The organism is Enterococcus sp. DIV1937, assembly GCF_050535975.1.
Lineage (GTDB): Bacteria > Bacillota > Bacilli > Lactobacillales > Enterococcaceae > Enterococcus > Enterococcus faecalis.
The window spans coordinates 1,015,976-1,037,228 of the sequence record NZ_CP172909.1 but is presented as its reverse complement, the minus strand read 5'-3'; the positions used below and the strand labels follow the sequence as shown (position 1 = coordinate 1,037,228).

17 protein-coding genes are annotated in these 21,253 nt (G+C 37.2%); 2 read left to right on the top strand and 15 right to left on the bottom strand.

Annotated elements, in window-relative coordinates; all coding sequences use genetic code 11:
* Window positions 1-10 precede the first annotated feature (10 nt).
* Entirely contained in the window at window positions 11-1,444 is a 1,434-nt protein-coding gene (locus tag IGL13_RS05075; protein WP_002375063.1) for a glycoside hydrolase family 1 protein, read from the bottom strand.
* 242 nt (window positions 1,445-1,686) lie between these two features.
* Between IGL13_RS05075 and IGL13_RS05070 the strand changes: the two genes are divergently transcribed.
* A complete protein-coding gene (locus IGL13_RS05070; RefSeq protein WP_002363775.1) occupies window positions 1,687-2,400 on the top strand; it encodes a GntR family transcriptional regulator in 714 nt (237 codons plus the stop codon).
* Window positions 2,401-2,670: 270 nt separating this feature from the next.
* Complete coding sequence (locus tag IGL13_RS05065) at window positions 2,671-3,201, top strand: DUF5067 domain-containing protein (RefSeq protein WP_002384665.1); 531 nt, start codon at window positions 2,671-2,673, stop codon at window positions 3,199-3,201.
* A 32-nt stretch (window positions 3,202-3,233) separates the two neighbouring features.
* Here the strand turns inward: IGL13_RS05065 and IGL13_RS05060 are convergent, their stop codons facing one another.
* The 14 genes from IGL13_RS05060 to IGL13_RS04995 all read right to left on the bottom strand — a co-directional run bounded on the left by IGL13_RS05060 (window position 3,234) and on the right by IGL13_RS04995 (window position 21,241).
* Window positions 3,234-4,199, bottom strand: coding sequence for a LacI family DNA-binding transcriptional regulator (locus tag IGL13_RS05060; RefSeq protein ID WP_002357893.1), 966 nt, complete (start codon window positions 4,197-4,199; stop codon window positions 3,234-3,236).
* Between the two features lie 15 nt (window positions 4,200-4,214).
* Window positions 4,215-7,490 carry a GH36-type glycosyl hydrolase domain-containing protein gene (locus IGL13_RS05055; protein ID WP_002378227.1) on the bottom strand — a complete coding sequence of 1,092 codons (3,276 nt, stop codon included), beginning with the start codon at window positions 7,488-7,490 and terminating at the stop codon, window positions 4,215-4,217.
* A gap of 17 nt (window positions 7,491-7,507) precedes the next feature.
* Window positions 7,508-9,658 carry a glycoside hydrolase family 3 N-terminal domain-containing protein gene (locus IGL13_RS05050; RefSeq protein ID WP_010710169.1) on the bottom strand — a complete coding sequence of 717 codons (2,151 nt, stop codon included), beginning with the start codon at window positions 9,656-9,658 and terminating at the stop codon, window positions 7,508-7,510.
* A 4-nt stretch (window positions 9,659-9,662) separates the two neighbouring features.
* Window positions 9,663-10,427 (bottom strand): endonuclease/exonuclease/phosphatase family protein, encoded by a 765-nt coding sequence (locus IGL13_RS05045; protein WP_002378225.1) that lies wholly within the window; start codon window positions 10,425-10,427, stop codon window positions 9,663-9,665.
* Window positions 10,408-11,325: an acetylxylan esterase gene (locus tag IGL13_RS05040; protein WP_002385975.1), complete on the bottom strand. Its 918-nt coding sequence runs from the start codon at window positions 11,323-11,325 to the stop codon at window positions 10,408-10,410. The genes IGL13_RS05045 and IGL13_RS05040 overlap by 20 nt, the downstream gene beginning before the upstream one ends.
* Window positions 11,318-11,911, bottom strand: coding sequence for a DUF624 domain-containing protein (locus IGL13_RS05035; protein ID WP_002357898.1), 594 nt, complete (start codon window positions 11,909-11,911; stop codon window positions 11,318-11,320). Before IGL13_RS05035 ends, IGL13_RS05040 begins: the two co-directional genes overlap by 8 nt.
* Window positions 11,912-11,967: 56 nt before the next feature.
* The gene (locus IGL13_RS05030) at window positions 11,968-13,566 is read right to left on the bottom strand and encodes an ABC transporter substrate-binding protein (protein WP_002357899.1); all 1,599 of its coding nucleotides are present in this window, start codon (window positions 13,564-13,566) and stop codon (window positions 11,968-11,970) included.
* A 17-nt stretch (window positions 13,567-13,583) separates the two neighbouring features.
* Window positions 13,584-14,465: a carbohydrate ABC transporter permease gene (locus IGL13_RS05025; RefSeq protein WP_002357901.1), complete on the bottom strand. Its 882-nt coding sequence runs from the start codon at window positions 14,463-14,465 to the stop codon at window positions 13,584-13,586.
* A gap of 14 nt (window positions 14,466-14,479) precedes the next feature.
* The gene (locus IGL13_RS05020; protein WP_002382199.1) at window positions 14,480-15,391 is read right to left on the bottom strand and encodes an ABC transporter permease; all 912 of its coding nucleotides are present in this window, start codon (window positions 15,389-15,391) and stop codon (window positions 14,480-14,482) included.
* Between the two features lie 291 nt (window positions 15,392-15,682).
* Window positions 15,683-16,573, bottom strand: coding sequence for a metallophosphoesterase (locus IGL13_RS05015; RefSeq protein WP_002384670.1), 891 nt, complete (start codon window positions 16,571-16,573; stop codon window positions 15,683-15,685).
* Window positions 16,574-16,830: 257 nt separating this feature from the next.
* Window positions 16,831-17,505, bottom strand: coding sequence for an AP2 domain-containing protein (locus IGL13_RS05010; RefSeq protein ID WP_002401417.1), 675 nt, complete (start codon window positions 17,503-17,505; stop codon window positions 16,831-16,833).
* Window positions 17,456-18,946 (bottom strand): helix-turn-helix domain-containing protein, encoded by a 1,491-nt coding sequence (locus IGL13_RS05005; protein WP_002378222.1) that lies wholly within the window; start codon window positions 18,944-18,946, stop codon window positions 17,456-17,458. The genes IGL13_RS05010 and IGL13_RS05005 overlap by 50 nt, the downstream gene beginning before the upstream one ends.
* A gap of 411 nt (window positions 18,947-19,357) precedes the next feature.
* On the bottom strand, window positions 19,358-20,614 hold the full coding sequence (locus IGL13_RS05000) for an NADPH-dependent oxidoreductase (protein ID WP_002360528.1): 1,257 nt from the start codon (window positions 20,612-20,614) through the stop codon (window positions 19,358-19,360).
* Window positions 20,615-20,632: 18 nt separating this feature from the next.
* Window positions 20,633-21,241, bottom strand: coding sequence for an NADPH-dependent FMN reductase (locus IGL13_RS04995; RefSeq protein WP_002363762.1), 609 nt, complete (start codon window positions 21,239-21,241; stop codon window positions 20,633-20,635).
* Window positions 21,242-21,253: the final 12 nt, after the last annotated feature.

The window sequence follows — 21,253 nt, the reverse complement described above, 5'->3', positions numbered from 1 at the left end:
TTTCTTATAATTAGATAAGTCCATTTGTTTCAATGACTTTTTGATACCAATAATAACTGTCTTTCGGGATTCTTTCTAAGGAACCTTTTTGTGTTTCATCTTGATCCACATAGACAAAACCATAACGCTTCTGATAGCCGTTGAGCCACGACAGTAAATCGGTGTAACTCCATGTACAATAACCAATAACTGAAACGCCATCCGTAATCGCCTCTTGAATCGCTTGGATATGGCTTCGTAAATAATCAATGCGATACGTATCATGAATTTGTTTATCTTCTGTTAAGGTATCATATTCGCCTAACCCATTTTCAGTAATTAAAATAGGCACTTGATAGCGACTAGCTAATCGTCGTAAGGCAATTCTCAAACCTTGCGGGTCAATGGCCCAATCCCAGTTCGTTCGTTCAACATATGGATTATTTACTTTTTTAAATAAACCCGGTACCCCAGATTCCGTTTCAGAACCCTTTTCACCCGTTGTATTCATCTTCCCTATTCCAACACCATCTAATGGATTAGCAGCAACCGTATCCGTCCGATAATAATTAATACCTAGAAAATCAGGTTTGGCTGAACGTAGTAACGCTAAATCGCCCTCTTTTATCGTTGGGGCCACACCTTGCTCCTGTAAGTAATTTAATGCGGCAATTGGGTATTCTCCCCAAAGATAGACATCTAACCAAAAATGCGACAGCAAATCTTCTGCATTTTCAGCCGCTAAAACATTGGCAGGATGCGCATCAACGGCATAAACAGGCGTATAAGCAAAGCTAGGGCCAATTTTGCCAGGCATTTCTAATTCATGAAACGCATTAATCACTGCTGCATTGGCTAAATTAGCAATATGATTGGCCTCATACATCCGTTTATTGTCTGTTACGCCGGGAGGATGCACGGCTAATTGATAACCTAACGAAGTAAACACATTTTGTTCGTTTAAACTAATCCAATAGCGAACTTTGCCACGGAAAGCGTCAAATAAAATTTTCGCATAGGCCACAAAATCAGCAATAATTTTTCTTGATTCCCAGCCACCATATTCTTTTTGCAAAACAGCTGGTAAATCCCAATGATATAAAGTTACCATTGGTTCAATTCCTGCCGCTAATAACTCATCAATTAAATCTGAATAAAATTTCAGTCCCGCTTGATTTACTTGACCACGCCCTTCAGGTAAAATTCGTGTCCATGCAATCGAGAAACGATATGCTTTTAAACCTTGTTGTTTCATTAAAGCCACATCTTCTTTGAAACGATGATAATGATCGACGGCTAAATCGCCAGTTGTCTCTTTGAACGTTTTTCCTGGTAGCCGAACAAATTCATCCCAAACAGATGCGCCTTTGCCGTCTTCATTCCAAGCACCTTCCACTTGATAAGCTGCCGAAGCAGAGCCCCATAAAAAATCTTGCGGAAATGCTTTTAGTTGATGATGTTCCATTGTCATACCTCCCTCTTTTCTGTGCTACCCTTTTATTGTAAAAGGTTTTCACAAAAAGTACCAATCAGATCAATAAGTTCTTCTGTTTACTTTTAAAACTATATAGTTTTAAAAAGAATAAGTCAACTACTTTTATTTAAGCACTTGATTATTAAGTGGTTACGTTAAAAATAAATATATAGTTTTAATACGTTAAATTCATGGTATAATGAGAGAAATACTGGTGATAAAGGAGGACTCTGATGCGGACAAATACACGTTATAAAGAAATTTATGCAGCTATAAAACAGGATATTGAAGCAGGTGTTTATCCAATTAATCAAAAGTTACCCCAAGGTCGTCTTCTTGCAGAAAAATATCAGGTCAGCGAACTAACCATTACAAAAGCCTTACATTTGCTTGTGCAAGAAGGTTATGTTGTCAGACGACGTGGCTCGGGCAGCTTTGTTCAAGACTTTCAAAATCGAACCATTACTAAATTTTCTCCGTTAACCGGCACTTACTCAACCTACGATGGAAAAGTTGAATCCGTGGTTTTAGGCTTTGCAACAGAAGTACCTGAGCCTTGGGTGACTGAAAAATTAAGTATTACAGAAGAAGAGTTAGTCTACAAAATTATTCGCTTACGGATTATCGAAGATGTGCCCTCAATTATTGAATACACTTGGATGCCCGTTGCTTTAATTCCGAACTTGACAATGAAAGAATTGAAAGTCTCCATTTATCAATATATTTCGGAACAATTGCATCAAAAAATTCAAAGTGCGCGGGTCAGCATTTCTGGGATTCGTCCTTCTCCGTTGGAAAAAAAATATTTAAACTTAACCGATAATGATTTCCTGATGCGTGCAGAACAAATTGCTTACCTAGGCAATGGGCATATTTTTGAATACTCAATTGCGAATCATATTCCTAGTGAATTCACTTTTGAAACTGTCTTAATTGCAGAAAAATAGAAAACTTTTATGTTGCCATTTCTCATTTCTAACAAAACGATCTCTTTACTTTGAGCCAATACTTTTTGTTAGAAATGTTTTTCTGCTAGTTAAAAATATTTTTCAAATTATATTTCCAAACATGAATTTTGATAAAAGTATTGCTATTTACTAGAACTACGATTAAAATATTGCTTGTAGCACTCTTTTTAATATAGATACAAGCAATTTGTTTTTTACATAGTCAATTAACCAAAGTGAGGACTTTATATGAGGAAACCCTACATTTTAATGAGCTTACTCGTTCTAAGTACCTTATTAAGTGCTTGTTCAACTGTAAGTGGCAGCCCAGCAAGTCAAAGTGCGCCCGCACCTGATGAAGTGTTGGCGACAAGTATTGGGACGTATGAAAATCGAACATTGTTGGTTCCAGATGGGCGTTTAGCCTTAACTGCCTTGCATAAAGGAAAAGATTATCAAGGCAAACCAATGTTTTATGTCCTGTTTGAATTAACCAATACAACCGAAAAAACACAAAATATTCAGCTAATGATTCAAAGTTTTATGGAAGTTAGTCAAACTGTCCACGGAAAAGCCCAAAATTTACAATATGCAGTCTTAACAGATTCACCTTTCCAAGACAAATTAGATCGTTTAGCAGATGAAATCAATCCTGGTGAAACAATCCAAGGCGCTTACCCGTATGAATTTATTAATGAGAACAAGCCGGTCCATTTTAAATTTAGAGATCGCCTTCTCAGTCTGGATGAACCCATTGCATCAGAAGAAATTACCATTACAGAAAAAAGTTTGGTCCGCTAGCTTAGCTAGCATTGGACCAAACTTTTTATTTATTATTCAGATGGAAAAGATTCTCCTTCTATAAAACGTGTGTAAATGTGTTCGCTCTCAGCAAGTTCTCCCCGCATTAAATGAATAATTTTCTCTGCAGCCACCATGCCCCATCGATGTTTAGAATAGGCAATTGTTGCTAATCGCGGTTGCACAAACGCACCTAGTTCAGAATTATCAAAACCAATAATCCGAATGTCTTTCCCCATTTGGTAATTTGTTTCTGCAACATATTTATAGACACCGATCGCCATTTCATCATTAAAAGCAAAAACATCGACTGGTTCTGTCTGTGGTTGACTCAAAATTTTTTTAGCAGCAGCATAACCAGAAGGTTCGGTAAAATCGCCTTGGATAATTTCATAAGGTATCCCAAAACGAGTTAATTCTCGTGTACTAACAGCCAATCGTTCTTGGCTATCATAACCTTTTTCTGGTCCAGAAAGCAGAAGAACCTTTTTTGAACCCACATTGACAAATTGCTCAATTGCCTGCGTGGCACCGCCACGATTATCCAAGAGAACTTGCCGAATATTCCTATGCTCAGTGGTTCGATCAAGGACAACGATCGAATGGCCACGTTCAGCAAACTTTTCAATTTCTTTTGTTGGAAATGTCCAATCTAAAATAATTGCCCCATCCACCATTTTTTCAGGAATGAAAAGATGTGACTTTTTACCGCTGCAGACAATCATCTCATAATCAAACAGTGCTAAGCCTTTCTTAATCCCCTCCAACAATTCACCATAAAAACTACCGCCATAATCGGCCAAATAGACACCAATAATATTGGTTTGACGGCGTTTTAATGTGCGAGCGGCCATGTTAGGAACATAGTTTAGCTCTTCAGCAATTGCTTGGATGCGCGTTCGTGTTTCTTCAGTTACCTTTGAACTACCATTCAATGCGTAAGAAACGGTCGAGATTGATACGCCTGCTTTTTTTGCAATATCTTTAATTCCTACCATGGACTACTCTCCTTTCTAATGGTAAATTTCAATAACACTTGCTTCATTTAATAATGAAAGCACCTCGTCTTTTTGAACTTCCATTCCCCCTTCTCGATAAGGGTTTTCTTCAAACTTAAACGGAACTTCTTGACCATCGATAACTATTTTCGCTGACTGATTTGGATAAAATTTATATGTGACAGGTTTATCAAACAATTGGTAAGTTAGTGTTAAACCAGACAATTTTTCTGGTAACATGGGATCAAAAACCACGCTTTGGGCCTTTTGCCGAATCCCTAAAACAGCTGTAATTAATTGATTTAAATAAATTCCTGGCCCACTTGAATAAATTCGCCAACCACCTTTTACCCCAATACTTCCATCTTTTAGTTTACCAAAATTTTCTTGTGATTCATACCTTGTTTTAAAATCGCCATCGGAACTACTAAAATAGGCATTGGCTTGGCGTAACTCTGCATTGTGAACCACTTCTTTTAATTGAACTGGATTGATTTGCATTAATGCTTGCCAGGTTTTGTCTCGCTGACCAATTTTCGCCATCGCTTCTGTATAGCGAATGTGCGCATGAACATACTGTAAGCCAATTTCGCGACCAAAATTAGCCGCCTGTTCTGCTCGTTTAAAATTAGTGCTCACACCGCCTCGATAGTTCGCTGGTTTGTTCATTAAACGCACGCCATCAGGAAACGTTAATTCTTTTTCAATAATTTCTAAATGATGACTTACTTGTTCCGGTGTTAATAATTCAGCTAACATACTACGGGTCATTGGCAATAATCGATATTGAATCCCTGTTTTTTGGTCATTTGGGTGAATCATTTGTTCAAAAGTTTCTGGTGTTTCCATATAAATAAACCCTGGAATCGTTTCATCCGCCAACATATATTTTTGAAAATCGTTCTTTATTCCTGCGACTAAAATTGCTAAGTGCTGACTATAAGTAGCATCGATTTCCGTAATTAAAGCCGCAAATTTTTTCAACACTTGATACGTTAAGGCAACGGTCCAACTACTAGCCATTTGCTCTTTAAGACGATTATCATAAGGTTGTAACGTGTCATCCCAATCGCCGTCACCGTAACAGGATAGAAAAGTTTCTGGTAAAAAATGTTGTTCAATATAATTTATTTCTTTTTTCAAATGTTCAAATAAAGATGCTGTTTCTTTTGTTTTGTGATTATCTTTGCGACTTGTATAAGGGATTTCCGTAGCTAAGATTGAATAATCTGCGGTTTGTTCCAAATAATCAGTCACTACTTTCAACGGCCAGACGATAATATCGCCATGGCTTTCACTGGCTTTTTGTTCTTCGTATCGGTCAAACATAAACCATTGCGGCCAGTTGCCATCGTCCTCAAATTGATTTTCAAATAGATGCTGAATAATGGAGGCCACGATCTTAGGCTGTTGCGTCGCAAAGAAAAATTCTGTCGGTCCTTGCGACACATCTCGTGTGCCCCAAGCTGCTCCACCATATTGTTCTAAGCCATGTGGCGACAAATAATGAACGAGCATATTATGAGTATACCAACGAGTTAATTGATTCATTTGCTGCACACTTGAGTCTGTGTGTGTTAACTCAAAATGATGCAACAAGCCATTAATGAATGCCAAATATTGACTTTCTGCTTTTTCAAAATCTAATGGTGTATTAACTAATGCTTGGTCCTCTATACTGCCCGTAATAAGTAGTGAAAATTTTTGGGTCTTTTCGATTGCCAAGACTAATAAGTCCGCTTCAGCTCCACCAAATAATGTGCTATCGGTTACTTGAAATGATTTATCAACTGTCAATGTATAGGTTAGTTCTGGGTAATAATTTTCTGTAGCAGAATGATTTCCCGTCACTCGAAGCGTTTTACCAGTTTGTTCTAATTGATAGGTTGGTACTTCTTCCGGTCCTAATAACAAATGGTTAGAAACAGCCCACATATATGCATCCTTTTGACTGGTCACTTCCAATTGAATCACTCTTGAATCAGGCGAAGTGAAGGTGCGTACACGAATTGTGTCCTTTGGCAACTTATAATACCACGTAGCAGAGTTCAACCCCATTTCAAAAGCAGAAGGCATTGTTAGTAAGCGCCATAAGCCATTCTCTAAAATGTAGATTCGTTGACCAGAGCGTTTCATAACGTTTAAAGCGTTTCGGCTATTACTCATTAATTTGTTCATGGTCGTATTTCCTAAAACTACTTGTGAATTGAAAATGCCATACATATACACTGTCGTACTAAGCAAAGGTTCGTCAACCGTTAAGCCTTTACCACTTAATAAAATGTGGCCATGCGCTCTTTCCATGGCAATTTCTTTTTCTTGAAGAACAACATGATGGTAATTTTCCGTGAAAAAGGAATACGTCTGACCTGCTACTTTTTCAATTTGTGTCTGAAGGGGATAAAGTGCGGCCAACTCTTCTTCTGTTAATGGATTTCCTGTGATAGGTTCTCCTAAAAGTTTCGTAGGAGAGTCCTGTGTTTCTTCTAATGAATCGAATGTCACAGTTTCATAAATAGCTTGGAAGGCTTCTTTCGATAAAAAAGGTTCAGCTAATGCTTGCGGATGTGTTTCTGTTACCGCACCATAAAAAACAAATTCCTTACTTTCATTCGTTAATTGGACGGCTTCCGTTTGTAAAGCGGTGTAAGCAAATTCATATTGATAGACTTCATTTGCTAAATATCTTTTCCCCAATGCTTCTGGTGTGTTTGTTTGTTTAAATGAACGTCCGAAAAATTGATAGCCGTCCGTTGAGTAGCCTACTAATTTTTGAAAACTCCCTTGAATAAGGGCTGGAAACTTCTCATTTTGCGGTTGATTTTGTCTCGATAAAACAACAAGCTCTTCGCCCTCTTGCCAAATGTGATGATCAAGATACTGCGACACATACGCTTCATTTGACTGAACGGCTCCTTTGGTCGCTAAGCCAATATCTTGACCATAAACAATATCTACTAAGCCAGTTCCAGTGACATTAACCCGCCAGAACCATTGATTGCTTGGCCCCAAACGAAAGTCAACTTGGTAACGAACCGCTTCAAATTCGCCCCGCCATGTCAATTGGTTATCTGAAAGATAAAAATCACTTTGACTGTTGGAACCAATCATTGGTCGATAATTAATTGTGTCCCCTGTAATTATCCGCAAATAGAGTTGGTTCATACTGCCGTCTAAAGGATTACCTTCTAATTGATTAATCATCATGCCATAGCTATTCAATTCTTTTAAATCACCTGTCTCTAGAAATGTAGCAACTGTGTCTGCTTGCTTAAGCTTCTTTATCTGCATAACTTATCCTTCCCATCTTATTCATTTAACGTGACTGTTGCGGTTTGTACATCGCGACTATTTCCACCAATCATTACGATAAATTCACCTGCATCACTGGTTACCTGATTGTCTGAATGAACATAGCGCACCATATCCTCTGAAAGAAGAAACTGAACTTCTTTTTCTTCCTTTGGTTCCAGCCAAACTTTTTGAAAATCTTTTAACTCTTTAATTGGGCGAACCACTTGTCCCACCAAATCACGTACATAAAATTGCACGGTTTCCTCTCCAGCGATTGGACTGTCATTTCTTACTAAAACAGAGACCGTGACTGGTTGTTCTTTGGTAAATGTTAATGCACTTAGTTGAATTGGTTGATAAGAGAAATGACTATAACTTAAGCCAAATCCAAAGGGATATTTAGCGTAATTAGAGACATCTAAATATTTAGAAACATATTTTTCTTCTGGTGCTGACTCATAAGGACGCCCAGTATTGTCGACATTGTAAAAAATTGGCACTTGACCAACCGTTTCTGGAAACGACATACTTAAACGACCACTTGGATTGTACTGTCCCCACAAAATTTCTGCTAGCGCATTGCCCCCTTCTGTTCCAGGTTGCCAAGCTTGCACAATTCCTTTTGCAACATCTATCCCTTGTAAATCTAAGGGCCGGCCACTGTAGACCGTGACAACAACATTGGGATTTTTCTCAATAATTTGTGCCACTACTGCTAATTGTTTTTCGGGTAGACGAATATCACTGCGACTGGCAGCTTCCCCACTCATCCAATCTGTTTCGCCTAGTGCCACTACTACTTTATCTGCTTGACTAGCTAATGTTAAAGCCTCTTCAATGGCCGCCGCGGTCGGTTCAAAGTAATCAAAGGGTTCTTGGGCAACTAGAAGATTTGTGGTTAATTTTTGGGCCCCAGCCACGAGGGAAATGGCTTCTTCTTTCTTTCCTTGCCATGACCAAGCCCCTAAAATATCTTGTGATTGGGCCCCTGGACCGACAAGCGCGATTTTTTCTTGCGGTGTAAAAGGCAAAATATTTTCATTTTTTAAAAGAACCATTGATTTTTGAGCAATCTTTTTAGCTATTTCTCGATGTTCTTTGCTTAAAATCACTTCTGCTTCCGCTTGTTCATCCGCACCACGATAGGGATTTTCAAATAAGCCTAGCTCATTTTTTAGTTTTAAAATTCGCATAACTGCTTCATCAATAAGTGTTTCAGCAATCCGGCCTTCTTCAAGTAATTCTTTTAAATAATCTGGATAACACGTGGTCATCATTTCAATATCTACACCAGCCTTGATAGCCAATTCTGCTGCCTGTTTTTCATCTTTGGCAACACCATGAGGAATTAATTCTTTAATCGCTCCCCAGTCTGAAATCACAACTCCTTCAAAGCCAAATTCATTTCGTAATACGTCTCTAAACAGCCATTGGTTGCCTGTAGCAGGAATCCCATCCACTGTATTGAAGGACGTCATGACAAGTTTTGCACCCGCATCTAATCCAGCTTTATAGCCAGGTAAATACATTTCTCTTAGCTGCCGTTCAGACATATCTACCGTATTATAATCCCGACCAGCTAAGGCACCACCATATGCCGCAAAGTGCTTCACGCACGCGGCTACTCGCCAATTGTCTTCTTTTAAATTTTCTCCTTGGTAACCTCTAACCATTGCAGCAGCTAAGCGGCTGTTGAGTAATGGATCTTCACCTGTAGACTCCATGACACGTCCCCAACGTGGATCGCGCACTAAATCAACCATTGGCGAAAAGGTTACATGTAATCCTGAAACAGCAGCTTCTTTTGCTGAAATCTCCGCCATTTTTTCAACCGCTGCTTCATCCCAAGTGCTTCCTAAAGCCAAAGGAATCGGAAAGATGGTTCTGAAACCATGAATAATATCCGCCATTAAAAGTGTTGGAATATTTAATCGATGATTTTGCATATATTCTTTTTGAACACGTTTTGCTTCGTTTGCACCAGAAACACCCAGTGTTGTCCCAGCCGTATCAATCGTTTCTTGACTTAGTCCTAGCTCTGACATAGGGCCGGTCTTTTCTTCTGCTTTATCTGAATAAAACGCTGCTGCTAATTGTAATAATTGATTAATTTTCTCATCAATTGTCATTTCTTCGACTAATTGAATCAGTTGATTTTCTTTCATACTCTCACCTTTCTTCAATACATACTTCTGCTTCTAAAGGAAAATGGTCGGAGGGAAAACGTCCATCGATACTATCTGTTAAACTTGCGGTTTGCTGTACTTGCCAACCTTTTACATAAATATAATCAATTTCTTCTAATTCCGCCCAAGGTTTTGTGTAAGTAAAATTTTGAAATGTTCCTCTTGGGCCATAATGAGTAGCTAAATTTTTGCTATCTTGAAATTTTTTTTGAACAAGTTGATGAACCGCTTCCCCCGATTCTGCATTAAAATCGCCCATTAATAAAGTTGGATACTGTGCAATTTTGTCATGTAACTCCTCTAAGATAACGGTCATTCCTGCTAAACGAGCATGAGCTGAAATATGATCCAAATGAACATTGATGACTAAAAAAGGCGTATTTTGAGTCGTTTCCTTAAATAGTCCCCACAAAGCAATTCTTGGACAGCCAGCTTCAGGATGGATACTTGGCTGCTGAGGTGTTTCAGATAACCAAAAATACCCTGTATCAATAGCCTTAACTTTTTGTTCGTTATAGAGAATCGCTAGTCCTTCTCCTTGACCATCCCCTTCTCTTTCCGCAGAAAGACAGGTGAATGTTGTATACGCCTTTAAATCCCTGACTTGATTCGGTCGTACTTCTTGAATACAACAAAGGCTCCAATCATGAAAATTAATTAACTGACAAACAGCCTCTTTACGAAAAAACCATTGCCAATCTTGGTCATACTCTGTATCTACCCGGACATTATACGTAGCTATTTTCATTTTTAACCTCCTGCAATAGTTGTTGAATTTGACGCATCTCACGACGGATCTGGGTTGTTTCACCGCCGCCATGGCCTTTTTTCCAATACACTCTGACTGCTTTTCTTGCCTTTATCTGATGATAAGAAGGGAAAAAATCTTTCATTGGACATATCGGATCGTGACTCCCAACAGAAGCAAAGACTGGATTTTTAATTTGCGAAACAAAGTGACGACTATCAAAATAAGGAAGGACCGCGGCAATTTTTTCATGCGCTTGAGGATGCTCTTGTAAGTACTGATGAATAATTTGATACGAACCCGTTCCTTCTGCTACTCGATTTTCTAAACAAGAATGACTTGGAACATCTGCAAAAGTAGCTAAAATCGGGAAGTCGACTAAACTGTTCACCATTAACACTACGCCACCCCCTTGGGAACCACCACGAAGAATGATTTGGTCCTGATTAATTTCAGTAAAGGTCCGCACCACTTCTACGCTACGTAAATGGTCGGCAAACAAGCGGCGTTGGTACCAATCTTCTTTGTCTAGAAATCCTCGTCCCATTGGTGCTTCATGCCAAATTGTTTGATATGGCACGCGATCTTTGGTTAATCCCCCTTGACCTCGATTATCAATGACAAAACAAGCACAACCAATTTGTGTCCAATGAGCAAATTGCCAAGGTTCTTGAATATGATTCATATAGCCTAAACAGTCAATCACTATTGGCTGTTTCCCCGCCGTTTTAGGAAGTAACAAATAGCCAAAGATGCGCTCACCTAGGAAACTTAAAAAGTCGACCTGTTCCACTTGAACATTTTCCAATGGATAGTCAATGACCCGCCGATGGATATCTAGCGGTATTTTTTGAAGTTCTTCCTTTGTCTTTTCCCAAAACTCAAAATACTCATTCATGTTCCACACCTAACACTTTCTGAAAAAACGCAACTTGAAGAAAAGCCGTTGTCCCGAATCCTAACGCAATATATAAAAACAAATTAAGCTTATAGAAAAAAACAAACGTTAAAAGAGGTAAAATAAACAAAATAATCGCATTTGCACTATTACTTAAGACCACATAAACCGTCTCACCTAGTGTCTTTTTAACGGACCAATTAAAAACGGAAAAGAGAAAAAGAAAACTCGTCAAAAATAATGCAACAAAACTTAATAGAAAAATAGCTAAGAAACCTAAACTAGTGGCTATTTTAAATAAACTTGTTACGACAATACCGCCCAGTAAAAAAGCAACGAACAAGACACCTGTTAAAATAAAACCTCGCATGATGTTATTTTTTAATGCTGTCCAAAACGTTCGCAAAACAGGAATATCTTTTTCACGATACAAACGATAGATCGTTCGATACAACGCAATTAAGCCGACACCGCTAAAGATGCCTGTTATACAGGTAATTAAAAAGAGAAAATTAATAATGATCAAGTTGGCAATAAAAGAAAAAATCCGATAATACCAACCTTCATATGCAAATAGCTTATTCATATTAAAAGAGAAAAGCGGATTTCTCGTTGCTTTATCCGCTTTTCTCTCCTCCTCTCTTACTTAAGTTTGTCTCTGTTTTCTGCCATTTTCTCAGATTTTATTTTTTCAATTGCATCCCATTTATTTGATTTTAAGAATGCTTTGTAGTCTTCTAAAGATTTGTCAAAGGCTTTATCATCTTTCGCACGAATCATTGAAATAACGGTTGTATTTAGTTTGGTTTCAATCGCTTCATTCGCCCGAGCTTCCGGCGTTCCCGCATCTGGATTAATATTTTCAATTACGAAATGTGGGACTAATTTTCCTTTGCCCCATTCTTGCATTTGCGTTAAAGCACTTTCCATTGGCACTTTTAGTTTATTAACACGGTCATTGTTAAAGTATAGGAAACGACTAATGCCATATTTTTTGTTATAGGCATCATTGTCTGTTTGTTCTAATTTTTTCACTTCTGGTAAATAATCAATTTTTCCTTGATCATTGTACGCATAAGTAACTCCTTCAACGCCATATTTTGTTAAAATTTGTCCCGGTTCATCAATTAAATATGTGAACAGTTGAGTGACTTTCGCTGGATCTTTCGCATCTTTCGTAATGTAATTACTTAACCAACCTGAAATGCCGGTTTGATTTAATGTTGGTTTTCGGCCAGAAGTGCTACTTGGTCCATCAATGGCTATATAACGTGTGCCAGATTTTTTCATAAATTCTGTAAAGTTCCCACCTTGACCGCTGGTTCCAGCAACGAGCATGGTTGCATAATTTCCTTGTTTCACTTTTTCATCAAACGTTGCCCCATCATCTGTGAAGCTATCATCACTAATATTTCCTGCTCGGTAAACATCATTAAATGTTTTTAACCATTCTAAATATTCTTTATCTAAATTTCGATCATAGTATTTACCATTTTTATCCTCTAAAGGAACACCTAAGAAGTCTTGTAATTTGTCTAAAAATGGTCCTGCACCATCGCCCACTGTGGTGAAGCCCATTGGGGTCATCTCAGGATATTTTTCTTTAATCTGTTGCATGACTTTTTCAAAATTTTCTGGTGTTGAAACGTCTGGCTTGCCTAATGCATTATAGACATCTTCACGAATAACAAAATTATCATTTACTGGGATATTTCCACTTTCATAATCCGCTTTTGTATTAGAGTAATTAGGGTAACCATATGTTTTTCCATCCTCTAAGGCATACCATTTAAACGTATCTTGGTTAACAACTTTCATTAAATAGGGGTCATATTTTTTAGCTAAATCGTTTAAAGAATAGGCCCAAGAATCTGCTTTCAACGCTGCTTGTCCAGTTTTTTCAGTTAATGTCACAATATCAGGCATATCTCCACTTGAAATCATGGCATTTAATTTTGAATCATCGCCGGAAATAAATTCAATATCCACATTTAAATCTTTTTTAATCTGCGCAGTGGTCACATCTTTCCCAAAAGGTAGCGCCGTCCAATCTGAGTTAATATACCATTTAATCTTGGTCGGTTCTTTCTTCTTATCTAACTTCCAAGCAGGCGTCTTTTCATCTAATTCATACCGATCCTTAATTGAGACATCTGAGCTAGCTTTCTTTTCCCCTCCGCTACAGGCCGCTAAACTAACGACCGCCGTTGCCACCAATAAACCGCCTAAAACTTTTTTCATATTGTTCCCTACTTTCTTTATTCTTTTACTGCACCGGCCATCATACCGCCGATAAAGTGTTTTTGTAGTAATGGATAAATGATTAAAATTGGTATCGTTGTAATGACAATTGTTGCCAGCTGAACACCACGTGTCGTTGCCTGCACCACCATATCTGTACTGCCGCTCTCTGTCATGGTACTCAAGTTGGATTGAACAATAATTTCATAAATTTTCATCTGCAATGGATACAGATATTCTTTGGTAATGTATAATTTCGTGGTCATAAAGTCATTCCATTGACCTACCCCATTAAATAAAATAATGGTGGCTAATGCCGGTTTTGTTAAAGGTAAAAAGATTTTATAAAAAATTTGAAATTCACTGGCGCCGTCTATTTTGGCAGATTCTTCTAAAGATGGTGGAATTTCTCGGAAAAAGTTCATTAAGATAACTACATCATAATAGCTAAATAAAGCTGGAATGATATATACCCAGAAGGTATCTAAGAGTCCTAATGACTTAATCAAAAGATACGTGGGAATCATGCCCCCACCAAAGTACATTGTAATGACACCCATCGTTGTATAAATATTACGCCCGACTAGTCTAGATTTACTAAGTCCATAAGCGACAATTGCACAGAACAGCGTATGCGTCGACGCACCGATGACTGTTTTTAAAACAGAAATCAAAAACGCTCGCGGAATGCTACTATCCGAAAAAACTTTCCGGTAATTTTCTAACGTAAATCCTTTCGGCCATAAAACCAAGCCTTTACCAGCTAAACCCGAACTTGACGAAACTGAGGAAACTAAAATATTCCAAATTGGCACGATAATTAATAAAGAAAACAACACAAGAATTAACGTATTGAAAAAGTAAAACCATTTGTTTTCTTTTGATTTTCTTTTAATCACAGCTGTTGCCTCCTTTATAAAATAACCGACCGACCATTGTTCATTTTTCTAGTAATGCGATCTGTAATGACTAATAAAACAATTGAAATAACAGAAATCCCTAAACCAACTGCCGTCGCATAAGAAAAGTCCCCTTGCGTTAGCCCCATACGATAAACAAATGAATTAATTACTTCTGATTTGTTTTGGTTTTGAGCATTCATTAAAACCAACGTTTGATCTAAGTTCGATCCCAATAAACCGCTAACATTTAGAATTAAGTTCAACGAAATAATCGGCGCTAATAAGGGCAAAGTAATCGTTCGGATTTGTGTTAATTTTGAAGCACCATCAATTCTCGCCGCTTCATAAAACGTTGGATCAATGCGAGACATGCCAGCAAGATAGAGAATCGTGCCCCAACCTACTTCTTTCCACAAATCAGAAAGAACAGCAATCCACCAATACTTATCAGGATCTAACAAATGATTGACGCCCTGATTCATTAAGCCTAACGACATCATGACTTGGTTGATAAAGCCATTTGTTGAAAGCCACGAAATCAACATCCCGCCTAAAACGATCCAAGAAAAAAAGTGCGGAATATAAGAAATTGTCTGAATCACTTTTTTTAAATGTCCATCTCTCATTTCAAAAATCATTACCGCTAAGATAATCGGAATAGCGAATCCTAAAAAAAGTTTCATTAAACTAATCGCTAAGGTATTACGAACTGCTTCCCAAAAAAAACTATCTTCCATAATGATTCGAAAATTTTCAAGTCCAACCCATGGTGCAGAAGAAACCGTGTCAACAATCGTATAATTTTTAAAAGCAATGATAATTCCATAAATTGGAATGTAGTTAAAGACAATCATGAATGCTACACCCGGAAGTACCATCCAATGCAATTGCCGCTGATCATAAAACTTTTTTAGTTTTTTCATAAGCAGGGTTCCTTTCTTTTTAGTGAAACGTTTCTACAAACAGATTATACATTCACTTCAAACTGTTGTAAACCCTTACATTGTGGTTTTATTTAAAAATAACAGCATTAAAAAGCGCTATAGACCATTTATAAAGAAATTATTTTTCCTACTTCTTTTTCCATAAAAATACTCTTTTCTAGATATTTTAAAGCATTTTATAGAAACGTTTCACCAAAATATGAACATCTTTTTCTTAAAAATAATTCTGTTAAATAACAGAAAAAAGTCTGGTCGGATTGACCAGACTTTTTAAATATAGATAGTAAAATGTGTAATTTCAGGGATCACCCCAAAACGGGCATGAATGGCGGTCGTCCCTAAGCCTGTATTAACATATAGTTGCGTTTCTTGGTCCAACTGATACAATCCTCTGGTATACTTTTCTGCTAAAACATTTGTGATTGGATAAAAAGGAATCCAAATTTGTCCGCCATGGCTATGTCCTGCTAAAACTAACTGTGTACCCGTACCAACAAATGCATCCGCGACATCTGGTTCATGGGTCATTAATAACGCATAGTCATACGTTTCTCGATAGGATAATGTTTCTGAAACGGAAGGATTTCCTAATAACGAGTCATCTAAACCACCAATAAAAAGACGGCGTCCATCTGCTAAGGTTACTGTTTCTCCTTGGTTTTTCATAACGGTAAATCCACTGGCCTCCATGACTTCATCATACACCGCAGAAGCACCGCCACCATAATCATGATTTCCCCAAACTGCATATTTTCCAATTGTCGCTTGTAACTGTTTTAACTTTTCAATCATCGGTTCTTTTTGTTGCGGATTTTTGGCATAATTGTCAAATAAATCACCTGTAAAAACGATAATATCTGGTTTTTCACGATTGACTTTTTTTATGACTTTATCTAACCGCTTCGTCTCATAAAATTCTGAAACTTGTATATCCGAAAGTTGCACAACATTCAATGGTTCTCGTTGATTTTTCTTTCCCAAAGTCACCTGATTAACGTGAACTAAATTCGGCTCAATCTTCCACGCATAGATTGGGAGTGCGATAATTAAGAAAAAAAATAAGAGCATTATACTTAAACCAATTTTTTTTACCACATCACTCGCTCCTTTCTTTTCTTTGATTTCCGAAGACTTAGTATAGAGAAAAATCTTCTTAACCACAATCTAAAACAAAGGAAATTAAGGCTTTGTTAAACAACCTAAAGAATTTCCACAATCTCTTATCCTTTTCTTAGCTTTTTTATAAAAAAAGCTAGATAATTTCATCTGTCGATGAAATTATCTAGCTAGAACATTCTTCTCTTAATGATGATGTTTTCGAAACGTTTGATAACCAATTAAGCAAAATAAAATCCCCAATAAAATCATTCCAGTTACTGAAAATAAGCCTGCTAACATCTTTCGCATCCTCTCTGTTGCTAATCTTCCTTATTTATAGTCACTATTTCTTGTTGTAAAATTGGTTGAAATAGACGACGTTCTGCTAATTTTCTTGCTAAAATTGCTTCACTTTTTTTCGTAAAGATACCTAAGTTATGACGCTTGCCTTTCAAAGAGATATAAGCCAGCCATTTCCCAGAAGCGGTCTGGCTCACTCCTTTGTGTCCGCTGCTATTATTTTTGGGGCGTTTACTTTGTAACTTCCCTGGAATTACGCCAGCAACTCTTTGTCGGTAATCCTTCTTTTTACGATGACCGCAACTTTTGGTATGGCCATTCAACAAATTTTCACAGCGAACCCAGCAAGATTGTCCGCACGAACACAGACAATACGCTTTCATTGTCTGTTGAATACTTTCGATCCGTACCACGACTAATTCATGATAGTTTTTTTTCAACATTGTTTGATAGCGATGGTGCGCACATTTGGTTCGATACCCACGAATTAGTTGTCTTCTTGAAGCTTCTGTATAGCTCCCACAAGAACAGCGACAGGCCCAAACAATTAGCCCTTCTTTTCTTTTTACCGTTGGTGCTACTACTGTCAACTCACCAAACTTTTGACCAGTTAAGTCTTTATAGTTACCTGCATGTCTCAATTGACTATCCTTCGTATTCTTGTTCTCGCCACATCTCGATTGGGTCTCTCTCATAGTGCTCATTTTTCTGAGTCTCTCCCTTTCTTAGTTCTCTGACCACCTCAGCAAATACTTGCCAATCTTTTGTTTCCGGCAAATGACGCCATGTCAATTGACGACACCGTACTTTCGAACTATAAAAATCGGACAAATACAAATCGGTTTCTAAGGTTAATTTGTGATCAATCATGACATCCATATAATTGAAAGAAGCAATAATTTTTGCAATAAAGCGGTTATAATCCTCCCCACCAGAAAAATCAACAAATACATGAATCGTTTTTTCAATTGCGCAAAAAGACCGATCATTTAACAAACAAAACATAAAATCATAGTATAGATGCACGCGTTCATACATTAAAAATCGTTTTTGATACAGCGACTCTGTCTTTTGTATAAAACCATCTAAGGCGCGATGAATTTGAGGAAACCGCTCTTCAAAGAAACTGCTCTGCTTGGCGGGAATAAATGCAGCCACTGAAAAGTATAGGCGGTCCCAGCGATAACAAATCAACTTTAATTTTTCTTTTGTTTCCACCGTAATTCGCTTTTCAAAGAAAGGAATAACACTATTCATATGATCAATAAATTCGTCTAACATGGTTAACTTATCTGGAAAAACAATCGGACTATCAATGTATTCATTTAAACTTAAAAAAAGAAAAATATATGAAGTCTCTTTGCCAAAATCCTCTTTAAAAAGAGGGGTTTCGCTTGTATAAATTTTTTCAAACGCATGCTGTAAACAGCTAGGCACATGAACTTCCGTAAAAGAGTCCACTACATGATCAGAAAATACACGAAAACGTTGGATCGTTAAAAGAATAAATAGTTGTGCGCTTTGATTAAGACTAAACGTTCTTTGATACATCAGTTGTAAATCGTTTATAAATCGTTTAATGCCAGGACTATTTTCCAGCAAAATGTTAGGCAGCCTTTCTTGATTACTTCCATAAAAATAATACAAGCATTGAAAACAAAAACTTCGGATATTTTTCTCTTCTCCAACCAAGCCTGTTGACTTTAATTTAATACGCCAATTAGCTAAAATCAGATTTAGCTTATACGAGAAGGCATAAATTTTGCTTTTGCTCATAAAATGAATTTGAGAAAACTCTTGAATCGTATGCTTTTGATAGAGACCCACATCAAGAAGCAACTTGGCCATTAGTGATTGATCAAAATAATATTTTCTTAAGGCTTGATAATCAATTTGCGATAATTTTTGCGCACTAATCAGTCCTTTAGCTGGAAAAAGAATTTGACTCCTTGAAGAAATCTGTGTACATTCATAATTTATTTGACGGCACAACGATTCTAACTTTTGAGTGGATAAATCAAAATATCCATAAAATTCTTCTTTTAATAATGGACCTTCACTATTCATAAAAGTTTGATAAATAAGTAATTTATCTCGGAATTCTTGGTCTAATAATTCATCTAACAAAGTAGTCACATTTTCAACTCCAAACTATCACGCCTTAAGTATCTATTTTTTTAACAAGACGTGAGTGTCAATCTTGCTTATTTTTTCCACAAATTTAAAAATGATTCTTTCAATATTTAGGAATCTTCATAGAAAAGTATTATTTTAACCAAAAAAAGCCCCCTTGCGTCACCAAGGAGGCTTTTTTTGTTATTTTTTTACTTTAAATTTAAAGAAAAGCTGATTTGTTTGACTAATTTTCTGTTTCTTTTCTAGCCTATTCGTCAAAAATGATTGAAACTTTTGGTTCGTCTTCTATACTATCTTCCTATAAAGTTCTTACTCTTTTAAGTATCAGCTTCTGTCAATAAAAGTCCTCATTTGGCATTGCTAATCTGAATACAGTATGACTACTTGTTGCCGCTATTTTTTGCTGTTATTTTACTCTTTAATTGAAGCGCTAGAAACGCTGTCAACTGTTGGCTTTTCGGTCGCTGACTCTTCTTCATGGACTGATGCACTTGAGACACTATCTGCCGTTTCTGGCGCTTCTTTTTTGGAGGCACCACTGACTGCATCGACGTTTTTTCCACCGACTAATTCTTGCCCAGTTTGTTTTAAATACCAATCAACAATTGGTTTAAAGTCTAAAATATACTCATTAATTCCCGCGTAATTTCCATTATCATCATACATCGCTTGATAATTATGCACTACATAGGTATCTGGTCCGTGCATTGGAACATGAACGCGAATAGCATCTGTTTTTCCTGACCGTAATTGTTGAATCACCCATTCTACATTTTTCAATGCTTTTGGCGGATGGCAATTCGCTAATGGATTACCAACTTGTCCTGGTTGCCGTTTAGCAAACATTTCTTCAGCAGCCATTTTTTTATTGTAATATAAAAATTGATTGTTACTGTCTGCATAAGTCAATTCCATTGGCATTGATTTTAAGAAATAATTTAGCTGATCTACGGTTAAAATGCCTCGATCTAATTTTACGTATGTGTCGCCTTCCACAGCCTGAACCGCTTCTGCTGCTTGTTCTACCCAATCATCTGCTGCCATATCAACCCCTTCGATCGTTGTTTCAATGGTTCCTTTTGCATGTAAATCTTCAGGTAAGTCTTTTGGCTTAGCCCCTTCTAATTTTGAAATCACATCAATGAATTCGACGAATTTTTGTAATGTGCTTTCTAAAAATTGACGTGTTCCCTCCGCAATTAAGTTGCCGTTTTCATCAAATGCTTCTTTAGCTTTTCCTAATAAAAACTCGTTTCCAGGCATCACGATTGCATTGACACCAGGTGCATCAAGAATTTGACGGAGATGTAATTGCGCACGTGAGGTTCCTTGATCATAATAAGAGCAACCAACAATCATTACTGGTTTATTTTCCAGCGGATGAATTTTGAAAGATAACCATTCTAACACACTTTTCAAACCGGCAGGAATGGTATGGTTATGTTCGGGCGTCGCAATAATTACGCCGTCTGCTTGTAAAATTTTGCGATTCATATTCTGAATCAAGACACTGTTCGTTTGATCCTTACTTTGATTAAACATTGGAATATCTTTAATTTCTAAAATTTCCAAGTCGAACATTTTATAAAACTCTTTGCCAATATATTGCAGTAGTAACCGATTATAAGAAGAATCAGCGTTTGATCCGACGATCCCAATTAATTTCATTTTATTCACTCCATTTCGTTAAATCGTTTCCCATGAGAAATTTTCTGCTTCTTTTTTATTTTGCGCATGCGCATGTTTCAGCTGTTCTGTAATTTCAATAAATACACAAAAATCTGCAAACAAACCAGCTAGTTTATCTATTTGTTCTGAATCTTTTAACGCATTGTTTTCATCAAAAGCTTGTAAGGAATGCGCTAATAGAAATTCAGAGCTTGGCATAATTCGTGCTTTCAATTCAGGAGCATCTAAAATTTGACGCAGATGCGCTTGTGCTCTAGAGGAACCTAACGTGCCATAGGATGCACCAGTAATCATAACTGGTTTATCAACAAACGGAAAAATCCCGTAAGATAACCAACTTAGGGCATTCATCAAAGAAGCCGGCACCGCATGGTCATATTCAGGCGTACTGATAATGACGCCATCTGCTGCTTCAATTTTTTCAGCAACCGTTTTAACTATTTCTGGCAAAGCTTTGTCTTCTGGCTTGTTAAACATAGGAAAGTCAACAATTTCAACTAGTTCAATGTCAGCCTCCTGCGCAAAATAGTGTTGCATAAATTGCAAAAGTTGACGATTGGTTGATTGCTCTGAGTTCGTTCCTACTAAGCCGATAATTTTTTTCATAATGAGCTGTCC

What these genes read in the sequence shown, in the direction of transcription:
- IGL13_RS05000 (WP_002360528.1), bottom strand. Translation starts at nt 20,614, where the DNA reads ATGAAATTAATTGGGATCGTCGGATCAAACGCTGATTCTTCTTATAAT.
- IGL13_RS05020 (WP_002382199.1), bottom strand. Translation starts at nt 15,391, where the DNA reads ATGAAAAAACTAAAAAAGTTTTATGATCAGCGGCAATTGCATTGGATG.
- IGL13_RS04995 (WP_002363762.1), bottom strand. Translation starts at nt 21,241, where the DNA reads ATGAAAAAAATTATCGGCTTAGTAGGAACGAACTCAGAGCAATCAACC.
- IGL13_RS05035 (WP_002357898.1), bottom strand. Translation starts at nt 11,911, where the DNA reads ATGAATAAGCTATTTGCATATGAAGGTTGGTATTATCGGATTTTTTCT.
- IGL13_RS05055 (WP_002378227.1), bottom strand. Translation starts at nt 7,490, where the DNA reads ATGCAGATAAAGAAGCTTAAGCAAGCAGACACAGTTGCTACATTTCTA.
- IGL13_RS05060 (WP_002357893.1), bottom strand. Translation starts at nt 4,199, where the DNA reads ATGGTAGGAATTAAAGATATTGCAAAAAAAGCAGGCGTATCAATCTCG.
- IGL13_RS05030 (WP_002357899.1), bottom strand. Translation starts at nt 13,566, where the DNA reads ATGAAAAAAGTTTTAGGCGGTTTATTGGTGGCAACGGCGGTCGTTAGT.
- IGL13_RS05045 (WP_002378225.1), bottom strand. Translation starts at nt 10,427, where the DNA reads ATGAAAATAGCTACGTATAATGTCCGGGTAGATACAGAGTATGACCAA.
- IGL13_RS05050 (WP_010710169.1), bottom strand. Translation starts at nt 9,658, where the DNA reads ATGAAAGAAAATCAACTGATTCAATTAGTCGAAGAAATGACAATTGAT.
- IGL13_RS05075 (WP_002375063.1), bottom strand. Translation starts at nt 1,444, where the DNA reads ATGGAACATCATCAACTAAAAGCATTTCCGCAAGATTTTTTATGGGGC.
- IGL13_RS05070 (WP_002363775.1), top strand. Translation starts at nt 1,687, where the DNA reads ATGCGGACAAATACACGTTATAAAGAAATTTATGCAGCTATAAAACAG.
- IGL13_RS05065 (WP_002384665.1), top strand. Translation starts at nt 2,671, where the DNA reads ATGAGCTTACTCGTTCTAAGTACCTTATTAAGTGCTTGTTCAACTGTA.
- IGL13_RS05040 (WP_002385975.1), bottom strand. Translation starts at nt 11,325, where the DNA reads ATGAATGAGTATTTTGAGTTTTGGGAAAAGACAAAGGAAGAACTTCAA.
- IGL13_RS05010 (WP_002401417.1), bottom strand. Translation starts at nt 17,505, where the DNA reads ATGAGAGAGACCCAATCGAGATGTGGCGAGAACAAGAATACGAAGGAT.